General features: G+C 70.1%; 14 protein-coding genes. 8 read left to right on the top strand and 6 right to left on the bottom strand.

The window, feature by feature from the left end; genetic code table 11:
• Window positions 1–35 precede the first annotated feature (35 nt).
• Window positions 36–722 (top strand): FtsZ-binding protein FzlA, encoded by a 687-nt coding sequence (fzlA, locus tag ACFOM8_RS07325; RefSeq protein WP_377760720.1) that lies wholly within the window; start codon window positions 36–38, stop codon window positions 720–722.
• Between the two features lie 46 nt (window positions 723–768).
• Window positions 769–1791, top strand: a complete 1023-nt coding sequence (gene queG, locus ACFOM8_RS07320) for a tRNA epoxyqueuosine(34) reductase QueG (protein ID WP_377760718.1) — start codon at window positions 769–771, stop codon at window positions 1789–1791.
• A gap of 4 nt (window positions 1792–1795) precedes the next feature.
• Here queG and ACFOM8_RS07315 read toward each other — a convergent pair whose 3' ends face one another.
• On the bottom strand, window positions 1796–5326 hold the full coding sequence (locus tag ACFOM8_RS07315) for a calcium-binding protein (RefSeq protein ID WP_377760717.1): 3531 nt from the start codon (window positions 5324–5326) through the stop codon (window positions 1796–1798).
• A gap of 116 nt (window positions 5327–5442) precedes the next feature.
• Window positions 5443–6153: a uroporphyrinogen-III C-methyltransferase gene (gene cobA, locus ACFOM8_RS07310; protein WP_377760715.1), complete on the bottom strand. Its 711-nt coding sequence runs from the start codon at window positions 6151–6153 to the stop codon at window positions 5443–5445.
• Window positions 6154–6303: 150 nt separating this feature from the next.
• Here cobA and ACFOM8_RS07305 point away from each other — a divergent pair, with 150 nt between their 5' ends.
• Window positions 6304–7692 (top strand): cryptochrome/photolyase family protein, encoded by a 1389-nt coding sequence (locus ACFOM8_RS07305; protein WP_377760713.1) that lies wholly within the window; start codon window positions 6304–6306, stop codon window positions 7690–7692.
• Here ACFOM8_RS07305 and ACFOM8_RS07300 read toward each other — a convergent pair.
• Together ACFOM8_RS07300 and mobA are read right to left on the bottom strand one after the other, a co-directional pair.
• Window positions 7653–8366, bottom strand: coding sequence for a hypothetical protein (locus ACFOM8_RS07300; protein WP_377760711.1), 714 nt, complete (start codon window positions 8364–8366; stop codon window positions 7653–7655). The two genes, ACFOM8_RS07305 and ACFOM8_RS07300, sit on opposite strands and share 40 nt — an antisense overlap.
• A 41-nt stretch (window positions 8367–8407) precedes the next feature.
• Window positions 8408–9034: a molybdenum cofactor guanylyltransferase MobA gene (gene mobA / locus ACFOM8_RS07295; RefSeq protein ID WP_377760710.1), complete on the bottom strand. Its 627-nt coding sequence runs from the start codon at window positions 9032–9034 to the stop codon at window positions 8408–8410.
• A 100-nt stretch (window positions 9035–9134) separates the two neighbouring features.
• Here mobA and ACFOM8_RS07290 point away from each other — a divergent pair, with 100 nt between their 5' ends.
• From ACFOM8_RS07290 to ACFOM8_RS07275, 4 genes are all read left to right on the top strand, one after another.
• A complete protein-coding gene (locus tag ACFOM8_RS07290; protein ID WP_377760708.1) occupies window positions 9135–10163 on the top strand; it encodes a siderophore-interacting protein in 1029 nt (342 codons plus the stop codon).
• Window positions 10164–10314: 151 nt separating this feature from the next.
• Window positions 10315–11475, top strand: a complete 1161-nt coding sequence (gene exbB, locus ACFOM8_RS07285; protein WP_377760706.1) for a tonB-system energizer ExbB — start codon at window positions 10315–10317, stop codon at window positions 11473–11475.
• A gap of 3 nt (window positions 11476–11478) precedes the next feature.
• Window positions 11479–11973: a TonB system transport protein ExbD gene (exbD, locus tag ACFOM8_RS07280; RefSeq protein WP_377760704.1), complete on the top strand. Its 495-nt coding sequence runs from the start codon at window positions 11479–11481 to the stop codon at window positions 11971–11973.
• Entirely contained in the window at window positions 11970–12908 is a 939-nt protein-coding gene (locus ACFOM8_RS07275) for an energy transducer TonB (RefSeq protein ID WP_377760702.1), read from the top strand. The genes exbD and ACFOM8_RS07275 overlap by 4 nt, the downstream gene beginning before the upstream one ends.
• Window positions 12909–13132: 224 nt before the next feature.
• Here the strand turns inward: ACFOM8_RS07275 and ACFOM8_RS07270 are convergent, their stop codons facing one another.
• Window positions 13133–14578 carry an MORN repeat-containing protein gene (locus ACFOM8_RS07270; RefSeq protein WP_377760700.1) on the bottom strand — a complete coding sequence of 482 codons (1446 nt, stop codon included), beginning with the start codon at window positions 14576–14578 and terminating at the stop codon, window positions 13133–13135.
• 121 nt (window positions 14579–14699) lie between these two features.
• Here ACFOM8_RS07270 and ACFOM8_RS07265 point away from each other — a divergent pair, with 121 nt between their 5' ends.
• Entirely contained in the window at window positions 14700–16358 is a 1659-nt protein-coding gene (locus tag ACFOM8_RS07265) for an NAD+ synthase (protein WP_377760698.1), read from the top strand.
• 74 nt (window positions 16359–16432) lie between these two features.
• Here the strand turns inward: ACFOM8_RS07265 and ACFOM8_RS07260 are convergent, their stop codons facing one another.
• Window positions 16433–16630, bottom strand: coding sequence for a hypothetical protein (locus ACFOM8_RS07260; protein ID WP_377760696.1), 198 nt, complete (start codon window positions 16628–16630; stop codon window positions 16433–16435).
• Window positions 16631–16668: the final 38 nt, after the last annotated feature.

Below are 16668 nucleotides of genomic sequence, written 5' to 3'. Positions count from 1 at the left end.
GGCGGCATCGTGACAAGAAGGTCCAGAAGCAGGCGATGAACAGCAATAACCAGACCACCCGGCTTTATCATTCCGCCCTGTCGCCCTTCTGCCGCAAGGTGCGGCTGGTGCTGGCCGAAAAGAAGATCGAGGTCGAACTGGTCGAGGAGCGTTACTGGGAAAGCCCGCCCGACCTCAAGCGCCGCAACCCGGCGGGCAAGCTGCCCGTGCTGCGCCACCGCGGCAACATGCTGGCCGAAAGCCAGGCGATCATCGAATACCTGGACGAGGCCATCCCCTCGCCCGCGCTGATGCCGTCCACGCCGCTGGAACGGCACGAGGTGCGCCGCCTTTGCGCCTGGTTCGACGACAAGTTCAACGCCGAGGTGACCGTCCCGATCCTGACCGAGCGGGTGTGGAAGAAGATCACCCGCCAGGGCTATCCCGACAGCCGCGTGGTCAAGGACGGTCTGCGCGCCATCAAGGAGCATATCGACTATCTGGCCACGCTGCTGGAAACCCGCCGCTGGCTGGCCGGGAACAGCCTGACGCTGGCCGATTTCACGGCCGCCGCGCATTTTTCCTGTCTTGACTACATCTCGGACGTGGATTGGGACCGGTCGGACGCCCTGCGCGACTGGTATGCCACCATCAAGTCGCGCCCGGCCTTTCGGTCGATCCTGGCCGACCAGGTTCCGGGAATCCACCCGGCCCCCCATTATGCCGAGCTTGATTTCGGATAAGGCTGGGGGGCCAGCCCCCCAGACCCCCCGGGATATTTGGGCAAAGGTGAAAGAGCGGCTGGCCGCCGAGGCGGAGGCGGTCGGCTTTTCCCGGATGCGGGTCACAGCGCCGGATTCCGTGCCCGAGGTCGCGGAACGCCTGCAACAGTTTCTTAAGGCGGGGCGTCACGGCCAGATGGCCTGGATGGCCGAGCGGACCCACTGGCGCGGCGATCCCGCCGCCCTTTGGCCCGAGGCCCGGTCGGTGGTCGTCCTGGCCGAGCTTTACACCCCCGATCACGATCCGCTGGCGGTGCTGGACCAGCCAGACAAGGCTGCGGTCAGCGTCTATGCCCAGGGGCGCGATTACCACGACCTGGTGAAGAAGCGATTGAAGCGGCTTGGCCGCTGGCTGCTGGAGCAGGTGCCGGGCGAGGAGATCAAGGTCTTCGTCGATACCGCGCCGGTGATGGAAAAGCCCTTGGCGCAGGCGGCCGGCATGGGCTGGCAGGGCAAGCACACCAACCTTCTGTCGCGCGATCTGGGAAGCTGGTTCTTCCTGGGCTCGATCTTCACGACCATCCCCCTGCCCCCGGACCCGCCCGAGCGTTCCAATTGCGGATCCTGCCGCGCCTGTCTGGACGCCTGCCCGACCGGCGCCTTTCCGGCGCCCTACCAGTTGGATGCGCGGCGCTGCATTTCCTATCTGACGATCGAGCACAAGGGCCCCGTCGATCCCGAGCTGCGCCCCCTGATGGGCAACCGCATCTATGGCTGCGACGACTGCTTGGCCGTCTGCCCCTGGAACAAGTTCGCCCAGGCCGGGTCCGAGATGCGCTATCGCGGCATCGTCGAGTCGCCGCCCCTGGCGGAGCTTGCCATGCTGAACGACGCGGACTTTCGGGAACGCTTCTCGGGCAGCCCGATCAAGCGCATCGGCCGCGACCGCTTCGTGCGCAACGTGCTGTATGCCATCGGCAATTCGGGCCGGGCGGATCTGGCCCGGATCGCGCAGGAGCTGGCGGGGGATGCCGATCCCGCGGTGGCCGACGCGGCCCGCTGGGCCGCCAGGCGGCTGGCGCGGACGTGATGGGTCACAACAGGAAATCGTCGCGGTCGAGTTCGATGCGTCCCGCAAGCCGCAGCAGGAAATCCGCCTGTCCGTCCCCGTTCAGGTCGGCCAGGACGCGCGTTTCGTTTCCGGCGTATTGCCAGCGGAGCTGATGGTCGTCGCCGAACGCGGCTTTGCCGATGAAGCGGAGGTTCAGGGACCGCAGGTCCAGGTGATCGGTCCCGGCCTGGAAATCCCGGATGCTGTCGGGCAGCCTGGCGGTGCTGTGGCTTGCGGCCGTGAAGCGGAAGACATCGGCCTCGGCCCCGCCGATCAGCAGATCGGCGTCCGTTCCGCCGTTCAGCGTATCCCGGCCCGCTCCGCCCCACAGCGTGTCGCGCCCGTCCCCGCCGGACAGGGCATCGTTCCCGTCCTCTCCTTTCAGCCGGTCAAGGCCCGACCCGCCTTGCAGCAGGTCATTGCCAAGACCGCCGAGCAGGTTGTCGTGACCGGCATCCCCCCACAGCCTGTCCTGGCCCGAGTCCCCCCACAGCTCGTCGTTCCCGGTCTGGCCCCACAGGCGGTCATTGCCCAGGCCGCCGCGCAGCGCATCGGTCCCCGCCCCGCCCCGCAGGGCGTCATCTCCGGCCTCTCCGTTCAGGCGGTCGCTTCCCGTTCCGGCGGTCAGCACGTCGTTGCCAGCGCCGCCCCACAAGAGGTTGTTGCCAAGCAGGCCGGTCAGGATGTCATTGCCAGAATCGCCCCACAGGGTGTCGTTGCCCGTCCCGCCGTCCAGCCGGTCGTTGCCCGCCCCGGCGCGGATCAGGTCGTTGCCGATGCCGCCCAGCAGCGTGTCCAGCCCCGTCCCGGCGATCAGCCGATCATAGCCCAATCCGCCGTCCATGTGGTTGTTGCCCAGAAGATCCTGCAAGATGTCGTTGCCCGCCTCGCCCCGCAGGCGATCGTTGCCGGCGTCGCCCAGCAGCCGGTCGTTGCCGGCCCCGCCGAACAGCGCATCGTTGCCGCTGCCGCCGGACAGCCAGTCGGTCCCCGCGCCGGCCCGCAGCGTGTCGTTGTCCCCCTGGCCCAGCAGGCGGTTGTTGCCCGACAGATCGGTCAGCGCATCATGGCCGTCCTGCCCCTGCAAGGTGTCGTGACCGGCGCCGCCATCCAGCAGATCGGATCCCGTCCCGCCGTCCAGCAGATCGTACCCGACGCCCCCGCTCAGCACGTCGGCTCCCCCTTCTCCGAACAGCTGGTCGTTGTCGCTGTCGCCCAACAGGCGGTCGTTGCCCAGACCCCCGCGCAGGATGTCGTTGCCCGCCCCGCCCCGCAGCAGGTCGTTGCCGTCATGGCCCCACAGCTGGTCCAGCCCCGTCCCCGCAACAAGCGTGTCGTTGCCGAAACCGCCGGTCAGGCTGTTGTTGCCCAGCAGATCCTCCAGCCAGTCGTTGCCGGACTCGCCGAACAGGCGGTCGGCCCCGGTCCCGCCGTCAAGACGGTCGTCGCCCGCCCCGCCCCACAGCAGGTCGTTGCCGTCATGGCCCCACAGCTGGTCCAGCCCCGGCCCCGCGACAAGCGTGTCGTTCCCGCGCCCGCCGATCAGGCGGTTGTTGTCCAGCAGATCCTCGAGCCAGTCGTTGTCATCCTCGCCCGAGAGGGTGTCGTTGCCGGCCTCGCCGAACAGGCGGTCCGCCCCCGCCCCGCCGTACAGAAGATCGTTGCCCGATCCGGCCCGCAGGGTGTCGTCGCCGGTCCCGCCCCACAGCAGGTCGTCGCCGTCATGGCCCAGCAGGCTGTCGGTGCCCTCGTCTCCGAACAGCGTGTCGTGGCCGCCATGGCCCAGCAAGAGGTCCGGGCCGTCGCCGCCGCGCAGCTGGTCGTGGCCCGACTGGCCATGCACCGTATCCGCGCCCGCCCCGGCGGAAACCGTGTCGTCGCCCGCGCCGGCCTGGATCGCGTCCGGCCCGCCCGCGCCCAGAAGCTGGTCCGCCTCCGCGCCGCCGAAGACCCATTTGCCGACAGTGGCGGGAGGCGTCTCGATCTTCACGGGGTCCAGTTCGGGCAGCCAGTAATGCCCGATGGGGAACATCCCGTTGCCGAAATCCGTGGGCATCAGGCCGTTGCCCGACAGGGTGCGCACCTCGAGGACGGAATTGCCGTAGACGATCCGCATGCCCCAGGATTGCGGGGCGAACTGCAACTGCCAGATGCTGCGGATCATGCCCAGCATCGACAGATCCAGCCGGTCCACGCCGGGCTCGTAGTCGGTGATCACCACGCGCCCGTCAAAGCGGGTGATGGCGAAGATGTCGGCCCCGGTTCCGCCGGTCAGGTTGATGTTGGCCTTGGCCGTCACCAGGATGTCGTCGCCCGCCCGGCCCTGTAGGCGCGTCGTGGCCGCGGTCGCCACCAGCAGGTCGTCGTCCTCTCCGCCGATGACCGGCCCGGCCCCGGCAAGGGCGGTCTTGCCGATCGCGCCGGGATCGACCGCCAGCTGCGTTACCCCCGTTTCCCCGTCCGAGGTGATCAGCAGCACGATCTTGCCGCCGATCGCCCGCGCCTCGATGGCGCTGACCTTGCCCAGCACGGTGTCCGCGGTATCGGCGATGGTTTGCAGATGCAGCAGCCTGCCGTCGGGCAGCAGGGTGAAGATGCTGATGCCGCCATCCGCGCCCCCGGCGATCACATAGCCGCGCCCGTCCACCACCGCCGTGGCCAGGGCCGTCACCGACTGGAAGCGCGTGGTCAGTTCGTCCACGATGTGGTCGGTCGTGGTCAGCGCCCCCGCCTTGTCCACCTGGAACACCGACAAGGATGACGAGGTCGCCCCCGCCACCACCACGAAGCTGCGCCCGCCGAACTGAAGCGCGGCGATGTCCGAGGGGACATAATATCCCGTGCCTTCGGCCGCGACATGCACCGCGCCGTGCCCCAGGACGCCCCCTTCGCTGATCGCATGGGTCGAGATGAAGTTGCCCAGGCCCGAGATGGCGACCAGCAGCCGCTGGCCCTCCACGGTGATCAGGATGATCTTGTCCAGCGACGCCTCGGTTACGCCGGGGGGCGCCGGCAGGCTGACCGAGGACACGGCGGCAAGGCTGCCGTCGCCGCCGATCCTGTGCACCTCCAGCGCCAGCCTGTCGGGGCGGGCCAGAAACAAGAAGCGTCCTCCGTCGCCAACCATCTGGCCGCTGGCGGACAGGCGGGAGCCGATCTGCGCCGCCGGAAACAGCTGCGCAAAGTCGCCAAGTCCGCCCGAGGCGGCGACGGACAGCCCGGTGCCGCCGCCGTTCGACATCCCCCCGACCAGCAGGCCATCGCCCCCCGGCATGTCCAGCACCGTCAGGACCGGCTGGGCCTGATAGGTGAGACTGGCGGGAAAGGCCTGGGTGGCCACAAGGTCCAGGGGGGTTTCGGGATCGCCGATCCGATAGCTGCTGACCCCGCCCCTGGCGCTGACGGCGAACAGCATCCAGTTTCCGCCGATCTGCGCCATGGCAAGATCGGCAACGCCAGACAACCATCGGGTTTGCGCGGCCCCGTAGGTGGCCACGTGACGATAAGAGATCATCTTGTCCGTTGAATGCGCGTTTCAGCTGCATGGCCCCGGGCGGGAGCCGATGCTTAACAGAACCCTAAGACGGGCGGTCAGAACAGACGGGTTCTATCGGGGATTTGACGAAATCTTTAGATGTCGAAGGCCAGCGGGCCATAGATGATCAGGCCGGGCTGCGTCACCTCGGCCCCCTCCATCATCCCCGCCAGGCCCTCGATGGTGGTGCGGATCAGCCGCTGGTGGGGATGACCCACGGATTCCGCGAACAGCGCGGGCGTGTCGCCCGGCATCCCGTGGGCGCGCAGCCCGGCGGCCAGTTCGGGAAAGCTGCGCTGGCCCATGAAGACAACGGTTGTGACCGCCGGGTCGGCGATGGCCGCCCAGTGGATGTCGCCCGGCAGCCGGCCCGTCACGTCCGCGCCGGTGATGAACTGCACCCGCCGCGCGGTCAGCCGCCGGGTCAGCGGGATCCCCGCCGCCGCCGCCGCCGCGCTGGCCGAGGTCACGCCCGGCACGATCTCGAAGGCGATGTCCGCGGCGGCAAGCGCCGCCAGTTCCTCCTCCAGCCGGCCGAAGAACCCCGCATCGCCCGATTTCAGCCGCACCACGCGCCGCCCGGCCAGGGCATGTTCGACCAGCAGCGCATTGACATGTTCCTGCCGGGCCGAGGGGCGGCCCGCGCGCTTGCCGACCGCGATCAGTTCGGCCCGCGGGTTGGCGTGATCCAGCACCGGACCCGAGGCGAGATCGTCGTAAAGCACCACTTCGGCCCTGGCCAGGCGGTCCGCGGCCTTCAGCGTCAGCAACTCGGGATCGCCCGGCCCGGCCGAGACGAGCGACACGAAACCGGACGGGGGGGCAGGATCAGGCACAGGTTCAGCTTTCGGGCCGGGGATTTCAGCTATACCACCGGTGCCGGGGCAGACAATGCCGGGGCGTCGAAACTTTCGCCGCCGCCGCGCGTGATCCCGTGATTGGGCAAGAGGAATGCGATGACCGTGATCTGCTGGTTCCGCCGCGTGCTTCGGCTGGACGACCACCCCGCCCTGGTTGCCGCCGCCCAGGACGGCCCGGTGATTCCCCTGGTGATCCTGGACGGGGCCGAGGCGCGGAACCATCCGGCATCCGCCCAGCGGCAGGCGATGGCCCTGCCGGCGTTGGAGGCCGCGTTGCAGGCCCGGGGCAGCCGCCTGGTGGTGCGGCGCGGCGATCCCGCCACGGTGCTGGCGCAGGTGATCCGCGACAGCGGCGCCCTGGCGGTCCATGCCAGCGAGGGGATGCCCTTTGCCCGCGATCAGGGGCTGCACGACGCGGTGGCGGCGGGGGGCGCCCGGCTGCATCTGCACCCGCTGGCCGATCTGGTGCCGCGCGGCCGCGTGCTGACCAAGGGCGGCACCCCGTTCAAGGTCTTCACCCCCTTCTGGCGCGCCCTGCGCCGAACCGACATCGCCGAACCCTTGCCCGCCCCGCGCCTGCGCGCGCCCGACACCTGGCCCGGCAGCGACGGCCCCGACTGGCCCGAAGCGCGGGCCGCGATGAACCGGGGCTGGCCCGTGGTCGCCCGCCATGTGCAAGCGGGCGAGGCCGCCGCCCACGCCCGGCTGGACGCCTTTCTGAAGCGCGTCACCGCAGGCTATGCCGAGGCCCGCGACCGTCCGGCCAAGGGCGACGCGACATCCGGCCTGTCCGACGCCCTTGCCGTCGGAGAGATCAGCGCCCGCCGCGTCTGGCACCGCGCGCTGCGCGCGCAGGATCAGGGCCGCGGCGGCATCGAGGATTTCCTGCGGGAACTGGCTTGGCGAGAGTTCGCGCGAGAGCTGTTCCACGCCGCGCCCGATATGGACCGGACCTGCTGGCGCCCGGAATGGAACGATTTTCCATGGCAAGGCGACGGCCCGGACGCCGAGGCCTGGCGGCAGGGCCGCACGGGCGTGGCCATGGTCGATGCCGGGATGCGAGAGATGTTCGCGACCGGCCGGATGCACAACCGCGTGCGGATGATCGCCGCCAGCTTCCTGGTCAAGCACCTGATGATCGACTGGCGCGTGGGTCTCGACTGGTTCGCGCGCTGCCTGACCGATTGGGACGCGGCCAGCAATGCGATGAACTGGCAATGGGTGGCGGGCTGCGGGCCGGACGCCTCGCCCTTCTTCCGGGTCTTCAACCCGGACGGGCAGGCGGGAAAATTCGATGCCCGGCGGCTTTACCGGGACCATTGGTTGCAGGGCGACGGCGCGCGGGATTTCGCCCGGGCCGCGCCCCGGTCCTGGGGATCAGATCCGGGCCGGCGGCCTGCCCCTCTGGTCGATCTGGACCAGGGGCGCCGGCGCGCCCTGGCCGCCTATCGCGGGTTCGCGCGCAAGGACGCCGCCGCCCTGTAGGCCAGCAGCAGCGCGGCCAGCGCCGACAAGGCCAGCACGGCGGGATCGGCGGGCGACAGGTTCGCGGCGAAGATGCCCGCCAGTGCCCAGACGACGCCCGCCGGATAGGCCCATTCGCCGGGCCTGCGGCCTTGGACCAGCAGGGCCGCCGCCGTCACCGCGATCAGGCACAGGATCGCCGCCGCCTGTTCGGACAGGATGCCGTGGCCCCCCAGCACCATCCCGAACGAAGCCCCCGTGGCTGCCGTCAGCCATCCGGCATACAGCCCCACGGGCCGCACCTGCCAGACCGGGTCGCGCCGCCCGGCGCGCAGAAAGGCCAGCACGGCGGGCACCAGCATGGCCACGATCAGGACCGTCGCGCCGATGGGGGTCCGATGCGCCGTCTCGATCCAGAAGGCGCCAAGGGCGAGGCTTGCCAGCAGCGCGGGCCGCATCGGCTGCCAGTCGGGATCGGCGGCCCGCTTCCAGGCGCCGAATGCCGATCCCGCGACCAGCCAGGCGAAGATCAGCCCCCAGATCGAAAAGGCCCACCCGGCGGGCTGGATCGGCGGATCAACTTGCGGGATCGGGAACTGGTCGGGCCGATAGCCGCCGAATCCGTTCGACAGCAGGGGCGAGACGGCGAAGGCAAGGGCCGCCAGAAGAACAAGAAGGGGAAGAAAACGGCGCATGAGACCTGCAATTGCCAAGGATCGAAAAAACCGACGCGACGTCACGCCCGCCGTTCCTGGCGGGCAAGGGCCTGCGCCCGCTCCAGATCCTCGGGGGTGTTGACGTTGAAAAACGGATCGGCGGGCGCGGCGTTCCACACGGCCGTCGCGGGGGCATGGGCCATGGCAAAGCCCCGCACCCGCCGATGGCCTTGGGCCAGAAAGGCATGCAACGCGTCCCGCAAGGCTACCGGCCACAGCCCGAAGGTGGGGTGGTCCGTCACCCGGCCATCCCTGTCGCGGCCGGCGGCCAGAACGATGCCGTCCCCGGCCTGCCCCAGGCGTTCCACAAGGCGTTCCACAAGATCGGGCGGAAAGAACGGCGTGTCGCCCGCCACGGTGACGACCGCGCGGTCCCCCCGCGAGGCGGCCCAGTCCATGCCCGCCAGGATTCCCGCCAGCGGCCCCGGCCGATCGGGCAGGCTGTCGGGCAGCACGGGCAGGCCGAACCCCGCAAAGCGCCCAGGATCGCCATTCGCGTTCAACGCCATGGCGCCGCATTGCGGGGCCAGCCGCGCGACGATGCGGGCCAGCATCGGGCGGCCGTCCAGATCCAGAAGGCATTTGTCGCCTCCGCCCATGCGGGCGGCGCGGCCTCCGGCAAGGATGATGGCGGGCGGGCGGGTCATGGCGCGGTTGTGACGCAGGCGGGCCTTGGCGGCAAGGGCGGTCGTGACTTACAAACCGGGGGCGGCAAGGGCCAGCCGTGCCGCCCCCCGGAGAGCCGCCATGCGACACGACCCCTTGCCCCCTTTCCAGACCCAGGCCAGCCTGCCCGACCTGCCCTTCGCGGCCATCGACGCGCTGATCCGGGCAAAGGCCGCCGAACACGGGCTGGCCCTGCACGACGGGCATGGCCGGTCCACCTGGTGCAAGCTGCCGAACGGGGACGAGTTCGGCGCCAGGATGGGTCCCACGGGCAGCATCCTTTATGTCCGCGCCCATGCCCGCGACCGGCTGCACGGGCTGGCGGACGCCGTGACCGGCCAGTTTGCCCGGCATCTGCCCGGCCAGCGGGTCGCGTGGTCCTCGCTGGACCGGCCCGGGGCCTTTCCGCCGAATTTCAGCCTGGCGCGCGTGGCGGGCGTGACGCCCGTCGGCGCCGATTTCCTGCGCCTGCGGCTGGAAGGCGGCGATCTGGCCCGCTTCGCCCGCGACCTGATCCATTTCCGCCTGGTCCTGCAACCGCCGGGCGCGGCCACGCCCGCCTGGCCGGTGATTGGCGGCGACGGCCAGACCCTTTGGCCGCGGGGGGACGCGGCCCTGCACCGTCCCGCCTATACGGTGCGCCGTATCGACCCCGTGGCGGGCTGGCTGGAAACCGACATCTTCATCCATGACGGCGGCCGCGCCTGCGATTTCGCCTGGAACGCCCCGCCGGGAACCGCCGTGGGCCTGACCGGCCCCGGCGGCGGCGGCGTGGCGCGGGGAACGACCCTGCTGATCGGCGGGGACGAAACCGCCTATCCGGCGCTGGCCCGCATCCTGGAGGCCGCCGCTCCCGGCACCACCGGCGAATGCCACCTGTTCGGCGCGCGGGCGGATTACCCCCTGCCCCCGCACCGGGGGATCCGCGTTCATCACGCCCCGGGCGGCGAGGCCGCGCTGGCCGACCGCCTGCGCCGCGAGGGCACCGGCGCCGCGCGGATCTGGCTGGCGACCGAACGGTCCCGGCTGGCCCCCCTGAAGACGGCGATCACCCGGGATCTGGGTATCGACAAGGCCCGCGCCCATCTGGCGGCCTATTGGAGCGCCTGAAAGCCCCGTCCGGGGCATCTGAATAGTTGACAATTTTACATGGCTGCTGAATACCCGGCGCAAATCGCGGGACCGGGCCCCGGGGGCTTGCGCCGAGTCGGTCCCGGACGCGAACCGTCCGCGCAATGCGGATCAAGAAGCAAGGAACGCCATGACCAACCTGCCGCTGCCGCGCCTGAGTGCAAGTGTTGCCGTCACGCTGGCCTGCCTGCTGGCCCCGATGGGCCAGGCGCAGGAAACCGCGCCGGACCCGGCCGTTTCGCAAGGCCAGACCCAGGCGGCCCCCGCGCAGCAGCCTGCGGCACCGGCACCGGCACCGGAACCGGCGGCCGTTCCGGCGCCCGCGCCCGCAACGGCCGCACCCACGCCATCGGCGACCGAGGCCCCGGCGTCCCCGGTCACGGCCCCCCCAACCACAGCGGCCCCTGCTCCGGCGGCCCCTGCTCCGGCAACAGCACCCGCGCCATCCGCAGAGCCGGCGCCAACGGCGGCGGCGCCTGCCGCGGCCGCTCCGGCGCCTGCCCAACCCGCGCCCGAGCCTGTCGCGGACTTCCTGCCGCAATCCATGCAGGACGCGCTGGCCCCGATCCTGACGCCGCCCGCGCGCGACCCGAACCTCCCCCATGACCTGTCGCCCATGGGCATGTTCTGGGCGGCCGACATCGTGGTCAAGGCGGTGATGATCGGGCTGGCCTTCGCATCCGTGATCACCTGGACGGTGCTGGTGGTGAAGGCGCTGGAACTGTGGGGCGCCAGCGCCAAGGCCCAAGGGGGCATCCGCCGCATCCAACGCGCGGAAAGCCTGTCCGCCGCCGTTGCCGCCAGCAACGGGCGCGGCGACGCGGTGTCGCGCATGATCCGCCAGGCGGCCGAGGAATACCGCCGCTCGCAGCCCGCGCTGGACGTGGCGGGCGACCAGGGCGTCAAGGAACGCGTCGATTCCCAGCTTGACCGGATCGAGGCCGTGGCCGGCCGCCGCATGGGCCGGGGCACGGGCGTGCTGGCCACCATCGGCTCGACCGCGCCCTTTGTGGGCCTGTTCGGCACCGTCTGGGGAATCATGAACAGCTTCATCGGGATTTCCGAATCCCAGACCACCAACCTCGCCGTTGTGGCCCCCGGCATCGCCGAGGCGCTGCTGGCCACCGCCATCGGCCTGGTTGCGGCGATTCCCGCCGTGGTGATCTACAACGTCTTCGCCCGCGGCATCACCGGCTATCGCCTGCGGCTTGCCAATGCGGCGGCGGGCGTGCGCCAGCTGGTCAGCCGCGACCTGGATTTCCGCGTCCTCAACGCCAAACCGGGGGAATAAGCCATGGCCGGCAGGATTCGCGAAGGCGGCGGCGACGATCTTGAGGAAAACCACGAGATCAACGTCACCCCCTTTATCGACGTGATGCTGGTGCTGCTGATCATCTTCATGGTCGCGGCCCCCCTGGCGACGGTCGATGTGAATGTCGATCTGCCGGTGTCGAACGCCACGCCCGCGGAGCGTCCCGACCAGCCGGTCTACGTGACCGTGAAGCCGGACCTGACGCTGGCGCTGGACAACGCCGACATCGCGCCGGGCGGCCTGGCCGCCGCCCTGGCCGCCGCCACCGAGGGCGACCGGGAACAGCGCATCTTCCTGCGCGCCGACCGCGAAGTCGCCTATGGCGACCTGATGGGGGTGATGAACACCTTGCGCGACACCGGCTATCTCAAGATCGCGCTTGTGGGGCTTGAGTCGACCACAGGGGGCACCACAGCGGGCACGCCGCCCGCCGTCCCCGCCGCAGCCACACCTGCCGCCGCGGAACCCACGCGATGACCGGGCGCGCCGCCCGCGCGATGCGAGAGGGCGCCCTTTGGGGCGGCGCCTCGGTTCTGGTGCTGGTGCTGCATCTGGGCGGGGCCTTGTGGCTCATGGAGCGCGCCGAGGCCGCCGCCCCCCCTGGCCTGCCCGAACCCGTTTTCGTGGATCTGGCCCCCGCCGAGGAAACCCCGGAAGCCGTCGCCCCGACCGAGGAAGCCACTGAGGAAGCCACTGAGGAAGCCCCCGAGGAGCCGGTCGAGGAGGCCGCCGAGGAACCTGTCGAGGAACCCGAGCCGGAGCCGGAGCCGCAACCTGAACCCGAACCGGAGCCCGAACCGGAGCCCGAGGAGGTCGCCGAGCCGTTGGACCTGCCGCCCTTGCCGCGGCTGGAACCGCTTGACGACATGGCGGAACTGTTTCCGCCCGCGCCGCCCGAACTGGAAACCCCGCCCGAGGTCGTGCTGAACAGTTCGGCCCGCCCGCAGCGCCGCCCCGAGCGCGAGCCGGAGCCGCAGCGCCAGGCCGAGCCGCGCCGTGAACGGCGCGAACCCGAACCGCAGCGGCAGGCCGAACCCCGCAGGCAGGAACAGCCGGCGCCCCGGCAGCAGCAGACGCGCCGGGTCGAACAAGGGCAACAAGGCGCCACCGGCAGAACCGGGGTCAGCGCACAGCAGCTGGCCCGGGACGAGGCCAGCTGGAAACAGCAGGTCGGCGTCTGCCTGCTGCGCTCGGCTTCCCGCGTGTCGGGGGCAAGCGGGGCACGCAGCACGGTCGCCCTGGTTATCGCGCGCAACGGCAGGGTTCAGTCCGCGTCGCTGACCGGCTCGACCGGCAACGCCCGGGTGGATCGGGAAATCACGCGCGCCATGGGCCGCGCGCGCTGTCCCGCGGCGCCCTCAAGCCTGACAAAGGCGGCGTATCGGTTCGTCCAGCCGTTCGCGATCCAGTAAGGCCGAGCCAGGGCAGGCGACGGCCCCGGACCGGCGGTCCACCCGCGGAGCCGTTGAGGAAAGGGGGCCGTCTGCCCCCCGTCCCTGCGGGACTCCTCCCGAGGATATTTGGGCAAAGGTGAAGGACAGTTGGAACGGGCGGGGCAAGGCCTGTGATAGCGGGGCGGGACCCTCCTGCCCTGCGGCCGCCGGCCGAAGCGCGGCGGTGCGTGCGGGCAGGCATGCTAGGGGGCCGGCGCCTCGGGGGGCATGGCAGGCGTTTCCGTTTCTCGGGTCTCGGGGGCGGGGCCGCTTTCCACCAGGCGGTTCTGGTCCCATTCGCCGGACGCGACCTCTCCGCTGGCATAGCGCATGACGCCCCGGCCCTGCCGCTTGCCCGCCACGAAGCTGCCCTCGTAGCGGTCGCCGCTGGCATAGGTCGCGACGCCCGTGCCGTCGATTTCCCCGGCCTTCCAGCCGCCCTCGTAAACGAAGCCGTCGGGCGTGGTCAGCTTGCCGGTGCCTTCGCGCAACCCGTTCACGAAGCCGCCGGTATAGACGGTGCCGTCGGGATAGGTCGCCTGGCCCTCGCCATGGCGCTGGCCGTCGGCCCAAGCGCCCGTGTAGACATAGCCGTCGGGATAGGTCATCCGGCCCTGGCCGTGGTTGCGGGCGTTCCTGAAGCCGCCCTCGTAGACCATGCCGTTGGCATAGGTGGCCTTGCCCTCGCCCTCGATCACGCCGGCCTTCCACTGGCCGGAATAGCTGGCGCCGTCGGGATAGGTGATGGTGCCCGTGCCGTCGGGGCGGTCGGCCTTCATGGCGCCGGTGTAAACCGAGCCGTCGGGATAGGTGATCCGGCCCTGCCCCTCCATCCGGCCCTCGACCCAGGAACCGCTGTAGACATAGCCGTCGGTGCCGGTGAAGGTGCCCTGGCCGTGGCGGCGGTCGGCCTTGAACTCTCCGTCATAGACATCGCCGTTGGCATAGGTGGCGACGCCCTGCCCTTCGCGCTTGCCGTTCAGCATCTGGCCTTCGTAGCGGTCGCCCGTCCCCTGCACCAGCACGCCCGTGCCCGACATCTGCCCCGCCGACCAGATGCCGTCATAGACCAGCCCGTCGGCCATGGTCAGCTTGCCCTTGCCCGCGCGCTGGCCCGCCAGCATTCCGCCTTCGTAGACCGCGCCGTCGGGATAGGTGATCCGGCCCTGCCCTTCCTTGACCCCCGCATTCCAGTCGCCTTCGTAGCGATAGCCGTTGGGCTGCGTCAGCACGCCCTTGCCCTGATGCAGGCCCTTGACGAAATCGCCGGTATAGACCGACCCGTTGGCATAGCGCGCCACGCCGGTGCCGGTGATCTCGCCCGCGACCCAATCGCCTTCGTAGGTGCCGCCATCGGCATAGGTGATGGTGCCCGTGCCGTTGGGCTTGCCTTCGGCGAACTGGCCTTCGTAGACGGACCCGTTCGGAAAGGTGGCGCGGCCCTGGCCCAGGATCTCGCCCTCGACCCAATCGCCTTCGTAGCGATAGCCGTTCGGCAGGGTATAGCTGCCCTGCCCATGCTGGCGGCCGTTGCGGAAGGTGCCCTCGTAGACGCCGCCGTCATCGTATTGCTTGGTGACGACCTGCGCCTCTGCGGCGGTGGTTCCCGCCAACAGCGCCAGCACAGCCGCCCAACTTGCCGCCTTCATCGCCACTTGCCCTTTGTCTTTTGCCCATGATCTAGCGCAGCGGGACCGCGCGCGCAAAGCCCGACTTTTCCTTTCGCGTCCCCTCGCCTATCACGGAGCCGAGAGAAACAGGGGCCTGACCATGACGAACCGCTTCCGCCTGACCATCGGCCAGCTGAACGCCACGGTCGGCGATCTTCAGGGCAACGCCGGCAAGGCCCGTCAGGCGTGGGAGGCTGCAAAGGCCGCGGGCGCCGACATGCTGGCCCTGCCCGAGATGTTCATCACCGGATACCAGACCCAGGATCTGGTGCTGAAGCCCGCCTTCACCCGCCAGGCCGAGGAGGCGATCGCGGAACTGGCCGCGCTTTGCGCGCAGGGTCCGACCCTTGGCATCGGCGGGCCGTGGCGGGACGGCGACAGGCTGTACAACGCCTATTGGGTCTTCAAGGACGGCGCGCCGGTCGCCCGCGTCCTGAAGCACCGCCTGCCGCACAAGCAGTTGTTCGACGAACTGCGCCTGTTCGATTCCGGCCCGATCAGCGGTCCTTATCCGGTCGGCGCAGCCCGCATCGGTTCGCCTGTCTGCGAGGACGCCTGGTCCGCCGACGTGGCCGAAACCCTGGCCGAGACGGGGGCCGAGATCCTGGTGGTGCCGAACGGCTCGCCTTATCACAGGAACAAGCTGGACCTGCGCATGGGCCATATGGTCGGGCGTGTCGTGGAAACGGGCCTGCCGCTGGTCTATGTCAACATGGTCGGCGGCCAGGACGACCAGCTGTACGACGGCGCAAGCTTCGTGCTGAACCCCGGCGGCCACAAGGCCGTGCAGCTTCCGCCGTTCCAGGAGATGCTGGCTCATGTCGATTTCACCCTGACCGACGGAGGCTGGCGGGCCGAACCGGGCCTGATGGCGCCTCAGCCCGACGAATGGGAACAGGACTACCAGGCGATGATGCTGGGCCTGCGCGAATACCTGCGCAAGTCGGGCTTTTCCAAGGTGGTGCTGGGCCTGTCGGGCGGCGTCGATTCCGCGCTTGTGGCCGCCATCGCGGCCGACGCCGTCGGACCCGAAAACGTGCATTGCGTGATGCTGCCCAGCGAATACACCTCCCGGGTCAGCCTGGAGGATGCCGCCGATTGCGCGGCCCGGCTGGGCGTGCGGCTGGACACCGTGCATATCGAGGGCGCGCGCGATGCGGTGGGCGGCGCGCTGGCGCATCTGATGGCCGGCACGCGGCCCGACATCACCGAAGAAAACGTCCAGTCCCGCCTGCGCGGGCTGATGCTGATGGCGATTTCCAACAAGTTCGGGGGGATGCTGCTGACCACCGGCAACAAGTCCGAGGTCGGCGTGGGCTATGCCACCATCTATGGCGACATGGCGGGCGGATACAACCCGATCAAGGACCTTTACAAGACACGCGTGTTCCAGACCTGCCGCTGGCGCAACGGGAACCATCGCGACTGGATGATGGGCCGGGCGGGCGAAGTGATCCCGCCCCGGATCATCGCCAAGCCGCCCTCGGCCGAACTGCGCCCCGACCAGAAGGACGAGGATTCGCTGCCCCCCTACGAGGTGCTGGACGCGATCCTGGAAGGGCTGGTCGAACAGGATCTGTCGCTGCGCGATCTGGTGGACCGGGGTTTCGACGCGGATACGGTCAGAACGGTGGAAAAGCTGCTTTATGGCAGCGAGTGGAAGCGGTACCAGGCGGCGCCGGGACCGAGGATCTCGACCAGGGCCTTTTGGCTGGACCGGCGCTATCCGCTGGTGAACCGCTGGCGGGACAGGCCGTAAGGGTGTGGCGGGGTGATGACGGGACGAACCCCACCGTTCCCCGCGGCCGTCCCGCCCCGCCGGGCGGGCCGGTTTCACTTTCCGCCCGTTGTCGCCACCAACTTCCGCGCCGCCATGTCGATGGACGCGTCCTGGTTGCAACCGACATTGTGCACGAAGATCCTGTCCACGCCCAAGCGGTCGGGGAACATCCGTTGCAGCGTCGCCGCCGCCTGCGCCATCACCGCCGGGTGGTGGCGACAGCCCGGCGCCGCGATGTTGCCGAAGGGCATGGCAGTCGCCGCCGCCTGTCGCGGTCAGCAGCGCGGAC

The organism is Paracoccus angustae (genome assembly GCF_042648745.1).
Classification (GTDB): Bacteria; Pseudomonadota; Alphaproteobacteria; order Rhodobacterales; family Rhodobacteraceae; genus Paracoccus; species Paracoccus angustae.
Note: the sequence above shows the minus strand (reverse complement) of the source record. Positions and strands in the feature narration are given on the sequence as shown.